The sequence below is a fragment of the Nitrospirota bacterium genome (genome assembly GCA_016212185.1).
Taxonomy (GTDB): domain Bacteria; phylum Nitrospirota; class Thermodesulfovibrionia; order UBA6902; family DSMQ01; genus JACRGX01.
The window spans coordinates 1-16,609 of the sequence record JACRGX010000068.1 but is presented as its reverse complement, the minus strand read 5'-3'; the positions used below and the strand labels follow the sequence as shown (position 1 = coordinate 16,609).

Genomic DNA, 16,609 nt, shown 5'->3' with positions numbered 1-16,609 from the left:
GCAGAAAGATGAGAGCGTCAAAGCAGCGAGTTTGAAACAGAGTTGTCATATAATTAATATTTAGCCGTAATGGTAAGAAACTTGTATAACATATTTAACAGGCAATACAGTTTATAATTCTGTATGACTTATTGAAGTACTATACCCATAAAAATGGAGGGGATATGGAAATGAGTGTAAAACTGAAGTATCATGTATTGATATCCGTCGGTATCATCATATTTATCTGCTGTCAATTTGTTATCGCCTCTTATGCTGAAACGATTAATTTTGTTTATGACGACCTGAACCAGCTGATACGAATAGAATATGAAAATGGATCAACAACCGTGTATGTTTACGACGAAGTGGGCAACTGCACATCTAAAATTACAACAGTTCCAACTATAAATTACTACTGCGACAAAGACAGTGACGGGCATGTGAATTCATTAATTGACGGCACGTGTTCCGGTATTAGCTGTCAGCCTGCAAACTGTCAGACAACAGCGGGTAATGACTGTGATGACAACAATCCAAATATCCATCCCGATGCATCAGACTCCAATTGCAATGGTGTAGATGAGAACTGCAGCGGTACTGCAGATGAGAATTATGCATCAACCACGACATATTGCGGTATAGGCGCATGTGCAAGGACAGGGGCATTAGTTTGTACAGGCGGTTCAATTCATGACACATGCACACCGGGACAGCCAGACACAGAGATACCAAATAACGAGATAGATGAGGATTGTGACGGAATAGCCTTAATGGATGCAGATTTAGACGGCGTAGCTAATTCTATTGACAACTGTCCTATAACTTACAACCCCGACCAGGCGGACAGCGAAATGTCTGATGCAATTTCATATTGGAAGTTTGACGAAGGAAGCGGAAGTATTGCTAATGACTTTACCGGTTCAAACAATGGAATGATAACCGGAGCCGCATGGACAACCGGTAAGGCAGGCAGTGCATTAAGCTTTGATTCAAGCAGTTATGTAAGCGTGTCTGATACCAACTTCCCTGCCGGAAACAGCGCACGTACAATAGAGGCATGGTTTAAGACAGCAGTCAATGATACTCAGGTAATATTATGGTATGGGAACCCCGCACCAGAGAATGCAGTGTATCTGATGGTATGGGGAGACGGATATTTATGTATTGGCAACTGGGGCGGCGGGTCGTTTGAGCGTTGCGGAAGCACACTGGTTGATAACAACCAATGGCATCATGTGGCATTAACATATGACGGAGCAGGCAATGCCAAGCTTTATGTTGACGGCAATGAGGAACTTAATTATGCAAGGACATTTAACACAACGCTGAGCGGAACGGCATTAATCGGTGGCAGCCCCTATGGAGGGATGTTCAACGGACTTCTTGATGAAGTAGCAATATACGGCAGGGCGATAACATCTGCAGAGGCATATAATCACTATCAACAGGGTATTAATGGACAAGGTTATTCAGGCGACGGTGTGGGAAATACTTGCGACAACTGTTCAACGCTCTACAATCCTGAACAGACAGATTCTGATAATGATGGTATAGGCGATGTTTGCGATATTCCATCATGCACAGACAACGACCAAGATGGATATTCTATTCAGGGCGGGAATTGCGGGCAGGTAGACTGTAACGACTCTAATCCCTCAGTCAATCCCGGAGCTTCTGAGATATACAACAACGGCATTGATGATGATTGTAATCCAAACACGTTTGACAGATATATGGGTGATGTAAACATAGACAAAGGGATTGACATAGTTGATGTGATACTTACATTGAGGTGTGCATTGGAATTAGACCCCATGGCGCAGTGTTTGCAGGAATGCGGGGACATGAACGGAGACGGCGTGATAGATATTGTAGATGTAATTCTTGTTTTAAGGGGAGCGCTGGAGTTAGACCCGCTGAGGGGATGTATATAAAAAGAGTTAAAAGTTAAAAGTTAAGTTAGAAGTTAAGAGTTAAGGAACTGGGAACTTAAAAATAGGAACTAAGAACTTAGAACTAACAACTGAAAGGGGAGGAAAATTAAGATGAGAAGATGGGAAATTTTATTGTTTTGTGTTGCAATGTTTTTACCTGTCAGTGCATTTTCAGCAGTAGTCTCAATACCGGACACACAGGTGGATGCAGGGGTAATGATTGAGATTCCTGTGATGGTAGACAATGCCGCAGGAATAGCAGGGTTTCAGTTTACTATTACCTATGATTTGTCAGTACTTCGAGCCACAGGAGCAGTGGGAGGGAATTTAACTACCGGATGGATGATAACTACTAATATTAATACTGCTGGACAAATAATAGTTGGAGGTTTAGATACCTCACTGACCGGGCTGTCAGGAGGTAGTGGGAGTCTGGCAGGTCTTGTGTTTAATGTGGTTGGCAACCCGGGAGACAGTACCTTACTTAATTTCACTTTTACTAAGCTCACTGATACAATGGGAGTTGTAATTCCTTCAAGTGCCACTTCAGGTACTTTTAGTATCCTTTGTATTGATAACGATTATGTACCTATACCAACAACATGCGGTGTAGGTGTATGTCAGGCAACTGGTGAGTTAATCTGTCAGAACGGACTGCTTATTGATACCTGTCAACCTGGTCAGCCGACAGGAAATGACGACAACTGCAACGGAATTGACGAAAATTGTAATGGAATAGCTGATGATGGTTATATCCCAACACCGACAACCTGCGGCATGGGTGTCTGCTTATTAACAGGAGAATTAATCTGCCAGAATGGTTCAACGGTAGACACCTGCACACCTGGGACGCCGCAGACTGAGGTCTGCGATGGTATTGATAACGACTGTGACGGACTGATAGACGAAGGCTGTATGCCTGACCTCATTATCTCTGCCTTATCAGTTCCGTCAACTGCAACTGCAGGGCAGAGCATTACAATATCCGATACAACAAAGAATCAGGGCACGACTTCAGCAGGCGCATCAACCACTAAATATTATCTCTCAACTAATGCAACATACGAAGCAAGTGATATCCTCCTTGGAAGCAGGAGTATACCGTCACTTACCTCCGGCGCTACAAGCCTCGGGCGTGCCCGCGTGACAATACCATCAGGCACAACTGCCGGAACTTACTATATCATTAGCAGGGCGGATGCAAATAATGCTGTTTCTGAGATAAATGAAAAGAATAATAACAGGGCAAGGGCAATAACCATAAGTCCATAGACAAAGCTGAACGTTTAAAGCAAGGGTCTGCGGCTCGTTGAAAAGGGTCTCAGACCTTTTTTTTGATGACTTTGGCATATGAGATTGTATGACGAAAGGTTTATGCTGCCCTTTTATCCACTGCATATTTGACATTACACATAAAAATGTGTTACACATATTTATGTGCAGTTTAAAGGAGGTTGCCAATGGAGAAGCAAAATGTAACTTTATCATTACCTAAGCCCCTGTTAAAAAAGGCAAAAATAATTGCCGCAAGCAAGGAAAAATCTCTGAGTGAACTTTTAAGGGAAACCCTTGAAGAAAAAATCAGAGGGGAGACGGGGTATCAAACGGCAAAGGATAGACAAATCGGGCTTATGAGGAAAGGCTTTGACCTTGGGACAAAAGGGAAGATTACAATTTCAAGGGAAGAACTCCATGAAAGGCGATAAAGTGTTCGTAGATACAAATATTCTTGTATATGCTTATGATACGTCTGCCGGAGAAAAGCATAAAAAGGCTGTGCAATTAATGGAAAGTTTCTGGAATTCAGGCAATGGGATTATCAGCTCTCAGGTTGTGCAGGAATTTTTTGTGAACGTAACGAGAAAAATGAGTAAACCGCTTGATGTGCTTACAGCTAAAGAAATTGTGAAAGATTTATTAAAATGGAATACCATAATTGTTAACGGAGAGATAATTTTAGAGGCGATAGAAATTCAAAGAAAACATAAATATTCTTTCTGGGACGCAGTGATTATAGAATCTGCTGTAAGGGGCGGGGTTGTTTTATTGTTAAGTGAAGACTTAACTGATGGGCAGATAATTAAGGGGGTTAAGATTAAAAATCCTTTATGAGAACACGAAGAAGTATTTATACAACTAATTTTTTAGAAAGAAATTTAAAGTTTATCTTTGTGCTTTCTGTGTTTTTTCTTGTGCTTCTCCCTTCTATTGCTTTCTCATTTAAAGGTCCTCTTCAGATAAAAAACCAGTACCCGATAACACTTCATGCAAATCAGCCTTATCTAGAAACTGCTGATACTGAAAGTTCTTTTTCCGCAAGCCTTTCACATTCAAGCACATACACTGTCCAGAATTCAGCAAACTGGTCTTTTAATATGGACATGGAAATTACAGAACTTAACCTGAGATACAAAAGGGACATAAAAGACCTTTTTGAAATCGGGCTGGAGGTCCCGGTGCTTTATTTCGGCGGCGGGTTTATGGACGGATTTTTAGAATCATATCACAGCACATTCGGCTTTTCTGACTACGGCAGGAGCAACAGACCGCATAATGAATTCATCTATGAGGTCAGGAGGGATAATGCACTTGTCGTACGCGGGGAAACTGGTGCAGGCTTGGGGGATGTGAGGCTAACGCTTAAGAAATCCTTGATGTCATCAGGGGATTTTGGTTTGAGCGTGAAAGGAGACCTTGAGCTTCCGACAGGGGACGCAAAGGCAGGTTATGGAAACGGCAGTATTGATGCCGGCATTTCTGTCCTCATGAATTATTACATTTGTCAAGGGATTGCAACATACTGGAATCTTGGCGCTGTTTCTCCTGGAGATGTCAGGGGGTATGAGAAGATTAATTTAAAGGATTTTGTTTATGGCGGCATGGCAGTAGAGGCAGATTTAAACAAGGGGTTTAGCCTTATTGCACAGCTTCAGGGACAGTCGCGTATATACCCTAAAACTAACCTTTTGGCTGTGGACCGCGCGGCGTATTTGCTCTCGCTTGGAGGCAGATACCATTCAGGAAAAAACAGCGTTGAACTTTTGCTTGCAGAAGACATAAATACGGCAGGCGCGCCTGATTTTATTTTAAACCTGTCGTATAAGATAAAATTATAGCCAAACAAATACATGGAATATTCTTCTTGCGCTCATTCTCGTCCCGAATTTTCGTCCCGATGTGTCGGGAGAGGTTTTCGCTTTCAGCGAAAAAATCCGCTTAAGAAAAACATCCCATGTATTTATTAAACGAGGTGGAATATGCAGGATGAAAAACTTATTCATGACTGGATGGTATCGCATCTTAAGCATAAGCTCTCAAGGGATTATAAAGACATACACATTAATCTCAACGGCGAAAAGAAAAACGAATTTAAAGGTCATTACCCAGACTTAATACTTGGCAATCACGGGCTGGTCCTTGCGGTGATGGAGATTGAGACTGAAAAAAGTGTTACGCCTGAAAAGGCTGATGAATGGTCCCGAATAGTCGGGACTGCCCTTGGAGTAAAATTGATTATTATGGTGCCTAAGCCGTTAAAGGCAAAGACCGTTGAGCTGCTCTGGCAGAAAGGCATCGCAGACAGGACATCAGTCGGCAGTTATGAGATAAATATTGCAATGCCGTAGATTTAATAAATAAAATTTGCTCCATCAACTTTTAACTTATAACTTTTTTTGTCCTTGACTTTATATAAAGCGAAAAAGGTATAATTTAAACAATTGTTCAGGCGCCCGGAAGGGCTTAAAGGGGAATTCCGTGAAATACGGAAGCGGTCCCGCCGCTGTAATCCTGATCCCGAGCTGTTCGGGATAAAACTTCTGTTAACTCAGCCACTTTCCCGGTGTTTTGGGATGGGAAGGCAAACGGAAGTAGGGAGAGCCAGAAGACCTGCCTGCACAGAGCCTCACAATAAGCCTTCGTGGTAAAGGGCGTGAGGGTAAAGGCTAAAACTTTTATCCCCGGTCTTCATGCGAAGGCCGGGTTTTTTTGTTTTTGGCAGGTGAACAGTAAGTACATAGGCCCTCAAAAACTTTTAAACGCAACGAGGATTATTAGATTCAATTAGTTACATGGAGATTAAAGGGCATACATGCCCTCAAAATCTTTAGAAAGCAACAAGATTTTTAGATGCCATACTGCAAAGCATTTAAAAGTTCTTTTTTATGGAATTTGGTTGGTTAGGTATTGCAGTATGGCATGTTTAACGGTGTTGCACTAAAGCTTTTTCGTACATATATGCCCTTTAATCTTTAATAAAGAGAGTTTTTAATAAAATGGAAAACAAAATTACTTTCATAATCGGCGGCGCAAGGAGCGGGAAGAGCGCATTTGCTCTCGCCGAGGCGAATAAATTTAAGGGGCAGAAGGCATATATCGCAACTGCTCAGGCGCTTGATGAGGAGATGAGGGAGCGGGTTGAGAAACACAAGCAGCAAAGAGGCAGTGAGTGGGATACCTACGAAGAGCCTCTGAAGGTTGCGGATGTTCTGCAGGGCATTAAGGATAAATACAAGGTCATCATTATAGACTGCCTGACGCTTTGGCTCTCAAACCTGATGTGCAGTGGTAATGACGTTGAAAAAGGGATAGATTCTTTATGCGGTTCACTGTCAACTGTTTACTGTCAACTGTTCACTGTCTCTAATGAAGTCGGCATGGGCATTGTGCCTGATAATGAGCTTGCCCGCAGATTCAGGGATTTTGCAGGTATTTTAAATCAGAAAGTTGCCGGTATTGCAGATGACGTCTATCTGGTGACGGCAGGGATACCGGTTAAAATAAAAGGTTCAAAATAGTTTAAGTTTGTTCAAGCAGTTCAATTTTGAGCCAGCTTAAACAATATTGAACCATTTTGAATAATTTCAAACAAGTTGTATTTGAACAACGTTGAACAATATAAAACAATTTTAAACTATCTTTAAATAAACGGAGGGAGTATGACACTTGAATTGGATTTGAAAGAAATTACAGCAGTGGATGAAAAGTTTTATGAGATTGCACAGAAACGCCTTGATAATCTCACAAAGCCGATGGGGAGCCTCGGAAGGCTTGAAGAATTTGCAAGGAGAATTGTTGCAATTACTGAAAACACCATGCCTGAATTGGATAAAAAGGTTGTTTTTACCTTTGCCGGAGACCACGGGGTGGCAGATGAGGGAGTGTCTGCCTTCCCCAAGGAGGTAACGCCGCAGATGGTATTTAATTTTCTTAACGGCGGTGCTGGCATAAATATCCTTGCAAGGTATGCAGGCGCAGAGGTCGTTGTGGTGGACATTGGCGTTGATTATGAATTTGACGGCAAGGAGAACCCCTTTTTTGTAAGGAGAAAGATTGTGCGCGGTACAAGGAATATACGTAAAGGCCCTGCAATGACAAGGGAAGAGGCTTTAAAATGCATTGCAGTCGGCAGGGAACTTGCCGGTGAATATGCAGGGAAGGGGTATAAAATATTTGCCACCGGCGATATGGGCATTGCAAATACTACTCCCTCAAGCGCAATAGCATCTGTGTTTACAGGAATGTCTGTTGAGGAAGTTACTGGCATGGGTACGGGGATAGGTGAGAAGGTGTGGGAGAACAAGGTGACGGTTATTAAAGATGCAGTTTCAGTTAACAAACCCGACCTCTCGGATCCTGTGGATGTCCTGGCAAAATTAGGAGGCGCGGAGATAGGAGGCATTGCTGGGCTTATACTCGGGGCGGCAGAGCATAAAATTCCTGTTGTTATAGACGGCTTCATATCAACAGCCGGCGCGCTTATAGCCTATGAAATTGAACCAAAAACAAAAGATTATATGTTTGCAGCGCACAGCTCTGTGGAAAAAGGACATAAAGCGATGCTTGAGAAAATAGGGCTCAAACCAATACTTGACCTCAATCTGAGGCTTGGTGAAGGTACAGGCGCCGCGCTTGCAATCCTGATTATTGAAGCTGGGCTTAAGATTTACAGAGAAATGGCGACATTCGGAGAGGCAGGAGTGTCTGGAAAGGAATAGCTAAGAAAAGTTCAAAGAGTTCAAGATAGTTCAATATAGTTTTAATAAAACTGTTTAAACGACTTGAACAATTTTGAACGGTCGTATTGATATTAAACAATGAAAAAACTACTGATTGCTTTGCAGTTTCTCACAATAATACCTGTCAGGATAAAAACTGCCATTAACGAGGCTGATATAATCGGAAGCGCATCAGCCTTTATTGTTGTAGGCATCATGCAGGGATTATTGTTAATAGTTACTGATGTTATTGCAGGCATGGTATTTCACTCAGACCTTGTTATGGGACTGACCCTGTTTGTGCTTGTTGTATCTAACGGAGGATTTCACCTTGACGGACTTGCCGATACTTTTGACGCCATTGCTGTGAAATCAGGAGGCAATCCTGAGATTGACAGGCAAAAGCGGCTTGCAGTGATGAAGGACAGTACAACAGGGCCTATAGGCGTTATTGCTATAATTTTTGTCCTGTCGCTAAAGTACCTTTCATTAAAAAACCTGTCAAATTTTCTGCCTTTTACCTACTATTCTTCTCTGATTTTATTGCCGGTAATGCCCAAATGGACGATGACTCTTGCAATGTTTTACGGCAAACCCGCAAGAGAGGATGGGCTTGGGAGGCTGTTTATAGGCAAAATAGGCTTCAGGGAGGTTGCCATTTCAACACTGACATTCATCTTCCTCCTCGCAGTGTTTCATCTTTTTCTCGGGCATTATTCACCGGCAAACCAATATGTCTTTTATGCGGTTTCATTGATTGTGCTGTATGTTTTTTCGCGTGCATTGGTCAATTTTTTCAATAAGAAATTCGGCGGGTTGAGCGGGGATATGCTCGGCGCAATGAGCGAGCTTACGGAAATAACATTTTTATTAATGGTGATTGTATGGTCACAACTCTCTACCTGATAAGGCACGGTGAAACAGAAGGGAGCGATGCTAAACGGTACAAGGGAAGCATTGATGTCCCGCTGTCTGAAAAGGGAGTTGAACAAATAGAGAGGCTGTCAACGTATATAGTTCAAGGTTGTTCAAATGGTTTAAACAGCTCAAATCCCCCTTCACCCCCCTTTGACAAAGGGGGGCCGGGGGGATTTTTAAGCGCAGTTTACTGCTCGCCATTAAGCAGGGCGCTTAAGAGCGCTGAGATAATTGCAAAACCATTCGGAATAAAACCGGCTGTGATTCCGGATTTAAGAGAGCGGAGTTTTGGGATATGGGAAGGCATGTCTTTTGACGAAATAAGAGAAAAATACCCTGAAGAATTTAAGGCGTGGACTGGCAACCCAATGAAATTCAGCCCGATGCAGGGAGAAAGCACTTTAGAGGTCAGGGACAGGGTCGTAAAGGCGCTGAATAACATTTTAAGCAATCACTTGGTTCAAAATAGTTCAAAGTTGTTCAATATGGTTCAAAATGGCACAATTTTAAACAATGTTGAACAATCTTTAACTACCTTGAACAATATAGTTGTGGTTGCGCACGGCGGCGTGAACAGGATAATGCTTTGCCATCTGCTTGGAATACCGCTTGAAAATATTTTCAGGATTGAACAGGATTTCGCAGCGCTTAATATTATTGAATTCTGGGATAAATATCCCGTTGTGAAGTTAATAAATTACACATGTTGAACGAATTAAACTATTTGAACGGTTTGAACTTTTAAAGCTATGGCTAAGGCATTAATGATTCAGGGGACATGTTCCGGCGCAGGCAAAAGTGTTGTTGTCGCAGGCCTGTGCAGGATATTCACGGACATGGGGCTTAATGTTGCGCCGTTTAAGGCTCAAAATATGGCGCTTAATTCTTTTATTACAAAAGAGGGAGGCGAGATAGGACGTGCGCAGGCATTTCAGGCTCAGGCGGCATGCATTGAGCCGTGCAATGACATGAATCCCATATTGCTTAAAGCAGCTAATCCTTCCGGGTGTCAGGTAATTTTAAACGGGAAAGTTCATTCAAATATGAAAGCGTCAGAATATTATTCATTTAAGGCCGAAGCATGGAATGCCGTTACCTCGGCATATGACAGACTTTCCAAGAAATATGATGTCATTGTGATTGAAGGCGCGGGCAGTCCTGCTGAAATCAACCTGCAGGAACAGGAAGTGGTTAATATGAGTGTTGCGCGCTATGCAAACGCCCCAGTTGTTCTTGTTGGCGATATAGATAAAGGCGGAGTATTTGCATCATTTTACGGGACAGTTGAGTTACTAAAAGATGGTTCAAAAAGTTCAAATTGTTCAAAAATCGGGAAACTATGCGATGCGGATTACATCAAGGCGTTTATTGTAAATAAATTCAGGGGAGATATGGATATTCTTCGCCCGGGACTGAGGATGATTGAAGACAAGACAGGTAAACTTGTCATAGGTGTCCTGCCGTATGTCCGGGACATAAACCTGCCGGAAGAGGATGGACTGGCGCTATATAAAGGGTCAGGGGTCAGGGGTCAGGGGTCAGGTAAGATAAGAATTGTTGTTGCAAGGCTGAACTATATCTCAAACTTTACGGATTTTGATCCGTTTATGTATGAACCGGATGTTGAGCTTAATTATTCTTTAAGGGAGGAAGATTTTAACAACGCTGACCTAATAATAATTCCGGGGTCAAAAAATACTGTGAACGATTTGTTGTTATTAAGACAAACCGGTGTGGAGGAGTCCATAAAGCGTGCGGCTCAAAAAAGCATACCGGTTGCAGGAATCTGCGGTGGTTATCAAATGTTAGGCAGGAAGATAATTGACCCGTTTGGTATTGAAAGCGGATATAAGGAGGTTGAAGGGCTGGGGCTTCTTGATATTGAAACAGTGCTTGAAAAGACAAAAGTGACATCTCAGGTGGAGGCAGAATTGGTAAGCAGTTTAAGTTTGTTTAATGTAGTTCAAAATAGTTCAAATTGTGATTTTAAAAATATTAAGGGTTATGAGATTCACATGGGTGTCAGTACAGGCGACATCGGCTTATTAAGGTTTTCGCGCCTTACCCCTTACGATTCACATTTTACGGTTGTTATGGACGGCTCTCAAAAAGGCAACGTATGGGGAACGTATCTGCACGGAATTTTTGACAATGACAACTTCAGGACAGCGCTTCTTAATTCACTTAGGATGAAAAAGGGGCTGCCTGCGAAGGGTGAGGCAATTAATTATTCTGCCTGCAGGGAAGATGCAATAAAAAAATGGGCGGATGTCCTGAGAAAAAGCGTAGATATATGTTTTATCCTCCGGCTGCTGAATCTGGATGCAAAATGCTGCAAGGAATATCAAATGCAGGGTGAATTATGAGTGAGCCTGTAATGCTTATATCAGCATATATCCTTGATTTTGTAATTGGCGATCCCAAATACTTGCCGCACCCGGTAAGGGTTATAGGATATGCGATTTCAAAGATTGAAACTTTTTTGAGAAATATTATTTCAAAAACCGAAAAAGCGGAAAAATTTGCAGGAATACTGCTTGTGATAATTATTACCTGCGGCACTTACGGTTTATTTTTTCTAATTAATCAACTGTTCACTATTCACTACCTGCCTGCCGGCAAGGCAGGTTCACTATTCACTGTTTTACTGATGGTTTATCTGATTTCTGCAACACTTGCAACACGGGGGCTTATTGATTCGGTGAAGCTGGTGAGTAAAACTTTATATACGGGAAGCATTGAGGATGCGAGGAAAAAACTAAGCCATATAGTAGGCAGGGACACCGGGAGGCTTGACAGGGAGGGGATATTAAGGGCGGCAATTGAGAGTCTTGCCGAGAATGCCTCTGACGGCATAATTGCCCCGCTTTTTTATTTTGCAATTGGTGGATTACCGCTTGCAATGACCTACAAGGCGGTTAATACCCTTGATTCAATGGTCGGTTACAGAAATGAGAGGTACAAGAATTTTGGATGGGCAGCGGCAAGACTGGATGACACTGCCAATTATATTCCTGCAAGGATAACGGGCCTGCTGATAGCCGTTTCTTCTGTTTTTGTCTGCCGTTCACTGTTCACTGTTCGCTGTTCACTGAGAACTTTATTGCGCGACGGCCGGAAGCACTCAAGCCCGAACAGTGGTGTTCCTGAGGCCGCAATGGCAGGCGCTTTAGGCGTGGTGCTTGGAGGACCGTCTTATTACGGCGGTGTGCTGATGGAAAAACCGTATGTAGGGGAGCATAAGCCGGGAGCTAACGACCGGATGGACGACAATATTTATTTCAATGCTTCAGAGAATGCAGTCTCAATAGTTAAGCTTACTTCTTTGCTTGGTCTTGGACTTGCACTGATATTGCTGTACATGAGGGCTGCTATATGATTGAAGGAAAAACCATTACTCCGAGCCCTAAACTCCGAACCTTGCCTGTTGGCAGGCAGGCTCTAAGCTCTTACGAGCATGGGGGGGACATTTACAGATTTGCCGCAGGATTAGGAGTGTCTGAGAACAAGATTGTTGATTTCAGCGCATCTATCAACCCTCTCGGTATTTCTCAGAGGGTCAGACTGGAGATTTGCAACCATATTGGAAGTCTGCATAATTATCCTGATTCGGATGCCGAAAGACTTAGTACAATTCTCGGTAAATATCACGGTGTAAATCCGAAATCCATCATCTGCGGCAATGGAAGCACAGAATTGATATATCTTATTACAAAGGCGTTAAAACCGAAAAATGTGTTGATTCCTACACCGACTTTTTCAGAATATGAAAGGGCGTGCAGGATGGCAAATTTCAAATTTCAAATTTCAAATTTCAAATTAACTGAAAATAACAATTTTGATATTAATCCTGACGAGTTTATATCAGCAATGAAAGGATGCGATACGGCATTTCTTTGCAATCCCAATAATCCGACGGGGCGCTTGTTAGGGAAAGACAGCGTTCTGAAAATTGCAAAGGCTGCCAAAAAACTTAAATGTTACTTAATTGTTGATGAGGCATTCATTGATTTCTGTCCGGAAGAGTCTGTGGTAAGAAGCGTTGAAGACAATCCTTGCTTTATAGTATTAAGGTCCATGACAAAGTTCTATGCACTTTCGGGGCTGAGAGCAGGATTCGGGGTTTTCCCCCTGAACCTGATTGATAGGCTGAAAAAATTTAAAGAGCCGTGGACCGTAAACACGCTGGCGCAAAAAGCCTCTCTGACGGCGCTTGATGATTATGATTATGCAAATAGAACTTTTAAATTAATTAAAAAAGAAAAACAATTTCTTGAAGAAAATTTTAAAAAATCCGGCGTCAGGTTTATTCCGTCAGATGCCAATTTTTATTTATTAAAAATAGAAAATGCAGGAAAAGCAATTGCATGTTTAAGAAAAAAAGGCATTCTTGTGAGAGACTGCTCAACCTTTAGGGGGCTTGACGGTTCATATATCAGGATTGCCGTCAAATTACGTAAACACAACAAGATATTGTTAAATGAAATTATGAAGTTTTATACCACTAACAATGGTCGTCATTTCCGCGAAAGCGGGAATCCAGAAAAGAAGAACTGGATTCCGCATTCCCGAAACATCGGGACGGAATGACAGAATGAAATGAGAACTCTATGCAGGGCATAGTAATAGCCGGAACGCACAGCGGCTGCGGAAAGACAACCATAACGCTTGGGATTCTTGCCGCATTAAAGAAAAAGGGTTTTAGCATACAGGCATTTAAGGCCGGACCGGATTTTATTGATGCGGGCCTTCACCGTCTTATTACCGGCAGACATTCAAGAAACCTTGACCTGTGGATGTGCGGAGAGAGCTATGTGAAGGACTGTTTTTGTAGAAATTCTGCTGATGCTGATGTATCTGTGGTGGAAGGAGTTATGGGCTTGTACGACGGAGAATTCAGCACTGCAAGGCTGGCAGGTGTGTTGGGGTTGCCGATTGTCCTTGTGGTTGATGCTTACGGGATGGCTGAAAGCGCAGGGGCAATTGTCAACGGATTTGTTCAATATAGTTCTAAATTGTTTGAAGTAGTTCAAGCTGAGCCGATGTTGAACGATTTTAAACAGTTAAACAATGTTGAACAATTTATCGCCGGTGTTATCTTCAATCGTGTCGCATCGGAGAAACATTATCAGCGGCTGAAAAATAGTGTCCGTAATGTGCCTGTTTTCGGTTGCCTTCCGAGGGACATGAGTTTTGAAATTCCCCACAGGCATCTTGGGCTGCAGATTGTTGAAGAAAATCCTGTTGCTGAGGAAAATATCTCAAGGCTTGCAGATGCTGTTTTAAAACATATTGATGTGGATATGATAGTTGAGTTATCTGCTAAGACTACAGTTCTGTCATTCCCGCTTGCCCAATCCTGTCATTCTGGCTTGTCCAGAATCTTTCTTGGAATGGATTCCGAACAAGTCGGAATGACAACAAAGACGGAAGGATTGCGGACAAGCCGCAATGACACCCATTCACCCGTTCACCTGTCCACCTATTCACCAAAGATTGCCGTTGCCTATGATAAGGCGTTTTGTTTTTATTATGAGGACAATCTTGATTTATTAAGGGACAGCGGTGCGGAAATAGTTCTATTCAGCCCGCTGTCTGACTCAAAACTTCCTGATAACATATCCGCCGTTTATATCGGAGGAGGATATCCTGAACTTTATGCAAAATTGCTTTCGGAAAATAAATCTATGCTGAAATCCATTTTTCAATGGGCCGATTCCGGGAAACCTCTGTATGCTGAGTGCGGGGGGCTTATGTATCTTTCAGAGGGAATTTATGATTTTGACGGAGAATTCCATAAAATGGCGGGTGTCTTTTCTTTTGAAACAAAAATGACTAAGGGAAGGGCGCTTCTTGGATACAGAGAAGTTTTATTAAAGGAAGATTGTATCTTGGGCAGAAGGGGAGATAAATTAAAGGGACACGAATTTCATTACTCGGAAATCAAGCATCAAGACGTCAAAGTGTCAAAGTGTCAAAGTGTCAAGAACTCTGATACTCTGATGCTCGGACACTCTGACACTCAAATATACTCTATTCGCAATAATGTTGGTGAAACGCTGTATGACGAAGGCTATAAATACAAAAACACTCTCGCGAGTTATGTGCATGTGCATTTTGGCTCGAACTACGGTAGTGCCGGAGAATTTATGAATTTTATCAGGGAGAAATAATGGTATATGGCTCATAGAGATGCAATACTGATTATAGGGCACGGCAGCAGGCTGACAGAGGCAAATGCGGCGCTTAAACAGATTGCGCATATGGTCAGGGAAATGGGTGATGTGCCGCTTGTGGAAATTGCATTTTTGCAGTTTGCAAAGCCTGATTTTTTTGAAGGAGTTTCAACATGTGTTAAAAAGGGCGCTAAGAAAATAATAATACATCCTTATTTTCTGTACAAGGGAAGGCACTTCCATGAGGATATTGTTGAAATGATGGAGGATGCGCGGAGAAAGTACGGCAAAATTGAATTTATCCTTACCGAGCCCCTTGGTGTACATGAAAACATTGCAAAGGTTGTTCTTGAAAGGGCCCAAAAAGATATTAAGGGAGTTAAAATTTTGAAACCCTGTGAAATTGAAAATAAAAGTTTTGCAATAATCACAGAAGAAATGGGGAAAGTAAATTTCAAGAAGGCGGAACTGCCTATTGTAAAAAGGGTTATACACGCCACCGGAGATTTTGATTTTGCCAGGATTATGCGGTTTCATCCTGATGCTGTGAAGGCGGGTGTAAAGGCAATAAAGAATGGGAAGGATATTCTTGTGGATGTCAGAATGGCAGAGGCCGGGATAAATAAAAAAGCGCTTGAAAGATGGGGAGGAAAGGTGATTTGCAATATAAAGAAGTCAGGAGTCAGGGGTCAGGAGTCAGGAGAAAGAACAAGAGCAGAAATGGGGATAGAAAAGGCATTAAAGGAAAACAAAAACATTGGCATTGTTGCAATCGGAAATGCGCCTACCGCACTTTACAGGGTGATGAAACTTTTAAATAGTTCAAAGTCTCAAATTCTTGTGATCGGCGTACCTGTCGGGTTTGTCAAGGCGCAGGAATCTAAAGAAGTGCTGCTGCATATGGAGTATCCATTTATCACATCGCTTGGAAGAAAAGGCGGCAGCCCGGCGGCAGCGGCAATTGTCAATGCATTGCTGAAAATAGCGGAGGAGACGTTATGAAAGTTCAAAGTTTAAAGTTAAAATCTAAAAATTATGGACTAATTTTTTCAACAGTTTTTTTACTTGTCACTTGTCACTTATCACTTGTCACCAATGTCTATGCCATGCACATCTCTGAGGGTATTCTGCCGTTTAACTGGGCGGCTTTATGGTTTGCCGTTGCAATACCATTTGTAGCATTCGGTTTGTATAGACTGAAGAAACTGTCAAATGCTGACATTTCCTTCAAACCTCTTGTCGGACTCATGGCTGCGATAGTGTTTGTAATATCCTGCATGCCAATTCCTGTGCCGACCGCAGGCACCTGCTCACATCCAGCAGGAACTGGAATATCCGGGATACTCGTTGGACCTACAATAAGCATACTTGTTACTGCAGTAGCGCTGCTCATTCAGGCGCTTTTTCTTGCTCACGGCGGATTAAGCACATGGGGAGCGGATATAATGTCAATGGGCGTGGCAGGATCGTTTGCAGGATACCTGACATTCAGGGGATTGAGGGCGTTAAAGGCTAATCTTTGGATTGCAGGTTTTATGGCAGGTATTCTTGCAGACTGGGCAACATACACCACTACATCCATTGAACTTGCGTCAGGCATACG

At 42.4% G+C, this 16,609-nt stretch carries 16 protein-coding genes and 1 riboswitch; all 16 genes read left to right on the top strand.

Annotation, left to right across the window (positions count from 1 at the left end; genetic code table 11):
• The first annotated feature begins 164 nt into the window (after positions 1–164).
• The gene (locus HZA10_07990; GenBank protein ID MBI5196248.1) at positions 165–1,916 is read left to right on the top strand and encodes a hypothetical protein; all 1,752 of its coding nucleotides are present in this window, start codon (positions 165–167) and stop codon (positions 1,914–1,916) included.
• Between the two features lie 111 nt (positions 1,917–2,027).
• Positions 2,028–3,188, top strand: coding sequence for a hypothetical protein (locus HZA10_07985; protein ID MBI5196247.1), 1,161 nt, complete (start codon positions 2,028–2,030; stop codon positions 3,186–3,188).
• Positions 3,189–3,376: 188 nt separating this feature from the next.
• Positions 3,377–3,622: a CopG family transcriptional regulator gene (locus HZA10_07980; GenBank protein ID MBI5196246.1), complete on the top strand. Its 246-nt coding sequence runs from the start codon at positions 3,377–3,379 to the stop codon at positions 3,620–3,622.
• Positions 3,609–4,028, top strand: coding sequence for a PIN domain-containing protein (locus HZA10_07975; GenBank protein MBI5196245.1), 420 nt, complete (start codon positions 3,609–3,611; stop codon positions 4,026–4,028). Before HZA10_07980 ends, HZA10_07975 begins: the two co-directional genes overlap by 14 nt.
• On the top strand, positions 4,025–5,032 hold the full coding sequence (locus HZA10_07970) for a DUF3187 family protein (GenBank protein MBI5196244.1): 1,008 nt from the start codon (positions 4,025–4,027) through the stop codon (positions 5,030–5,032). The genes HZA10_07975 and HZA10_07970 overlap by 4 nt, the downstream gene beginning before the upstream one ends.
• Positions 5,033–5,173: 141 nt before the next feature.
• Positions 5,174–5,542 carry a hypothetical protein gene (locus tag HZA10_07965; protein MBI5196243.1) on the top strand — a complete coding sequence of 123 codons (369 nt, stop codon included), beginning with the start codon at positions 5,174–5,176 and terminating at the stop codon, positions 5,540–5,542.
• 82 nt (positions 5,543–5,624) lie between these two features.
• A riboswitch (cobalamin riboswitch) is annotated at positions 5,625–5,827 on the top strand.
• Between the two features lie 363 nt (positions 5,828–6,190).
• Positions 6,191–6,712 (top strand): bifunctional adenosylcobinamide kinase/adenosylcobinamide-phosphate guanylyltransferase, encoded by a 522-nt coding sequence (gene cobU, locus HZA10_07960; GenBank protein MBI5196242.1) that lies wholly within the window; start codon positions 6,191–6,193, stop codon positions 6,710–6,712.
• Positions 6,713–6,853: 141 nt separating this feature from the next.
• Positions 6,854–7,912 (top strand): nicotinate-nucleotide--dimethylbenzimidazole phosphoribosyltransferase, encoded by a 1,059-nt coding sequence (gene cobT, locus HZA10_07955; protein ID MBI5196241.1) that lies wholly within the window; start codon positions 6,854–6,856, stop codon positions 7,910–7,912.
• A 99-nt stretch (positions 7,913–8,011) separates the two neighbouring features.
• Entirely contained in the window at positions 8,012–8,818 is an 807-nt protein-coding gene (gene cobS / locus HZA10_07950) for an adenosylcobinamide-GDP ribazoletransferase (GenBank protein MBI5196240.1), read from the top strand.
• Positions 8,797–9,540 (top strand): histidine phosphatase family protein, encoded by a 744-nt coding sequence (locus HZA10_07945; GenBank protein ID MBI5196239.1) that lies wholly within the window; start codon positions 8,797–8,799, stop codon positions 9,538–9,540. Before cobS ends, HZA10_07945 begins: the two co-directional genes overlap by 22 nt.
• A 39-nt stretch (positions 9,541–9,579) precedes the next feature.
• Positions 9,580–11,196, top strand: coding sequence for a cobyric acid synthase (locus tag HZA10_07940; GenBank protein MBI5196238.1), 1,617 nt, complete (start codon positions 9,580–9,582; stop codon positions 11,194–11,196).
• Positions 11,190–12,209, top strand: coding sequence for a cobalamin biosynthesis protein CobD (gene cobD / locus HZA10_07935; GenBank protein MBI5196237.1), 1,020 nt, complete (start codon positions 11,190–11,192; stop codon positions 12,207–12,209). The genes HZA10_07940 and cobD overlap by 7 nt, the downstream gene beginning before the upstream one ends.
• Positions 12,206–13,420 carry a threonine-phosphate decarboxylase gene (locus HZA10_07930; GenBank protein MBI5196236.1) on the top strand — a complete coding sequence of 405 codons (1,215 nt, stop codon included), beginning with the start codon at positions 12,206–12,208 and terminating at the stop codon, positions 13,418–13,420. Before cobD ends, HZA10_07930 begins: the two co-directional genes overlap by 4 nt.
• Before the next feature lie 20 nt (positions 13,421–13,440).
• Positions 13,441–15,003 carry a cobyrinate a,c-diamide synthase gene (locus HZA10_07925; protein MBI5196235.1) on the top strand — a complete coding sequence of 521 codons (1,563 nt, stop codon included), beginning with the start codon at positions 13,441–13,443 and terminating at the stop codon, positions 15,001–15,003.
• Between the two features lie 264 nt (positions 15,004–15,267).
• Positions 15,268–16,008, top strand: coding sequence for a precorrin-8X methylmutase (locus tag HZA10_07920; GenBank protein MBI5196234.1), 741 nt, complete (start codon positions 15,268–15,270; stop codon positions 16,006–16,008).
• Positions 16,005–16,609, top strand: a 605-nt coding sequence (locus HZA10_07915) for an energy-coupling factor ABC transporter permease (protein ID MBI5196233.1), incomplete at its 3' end; no start/stop codon positions are given. The genes HZA10_07920 and HZA10_07915, both read left to right, overlap by 4 nt.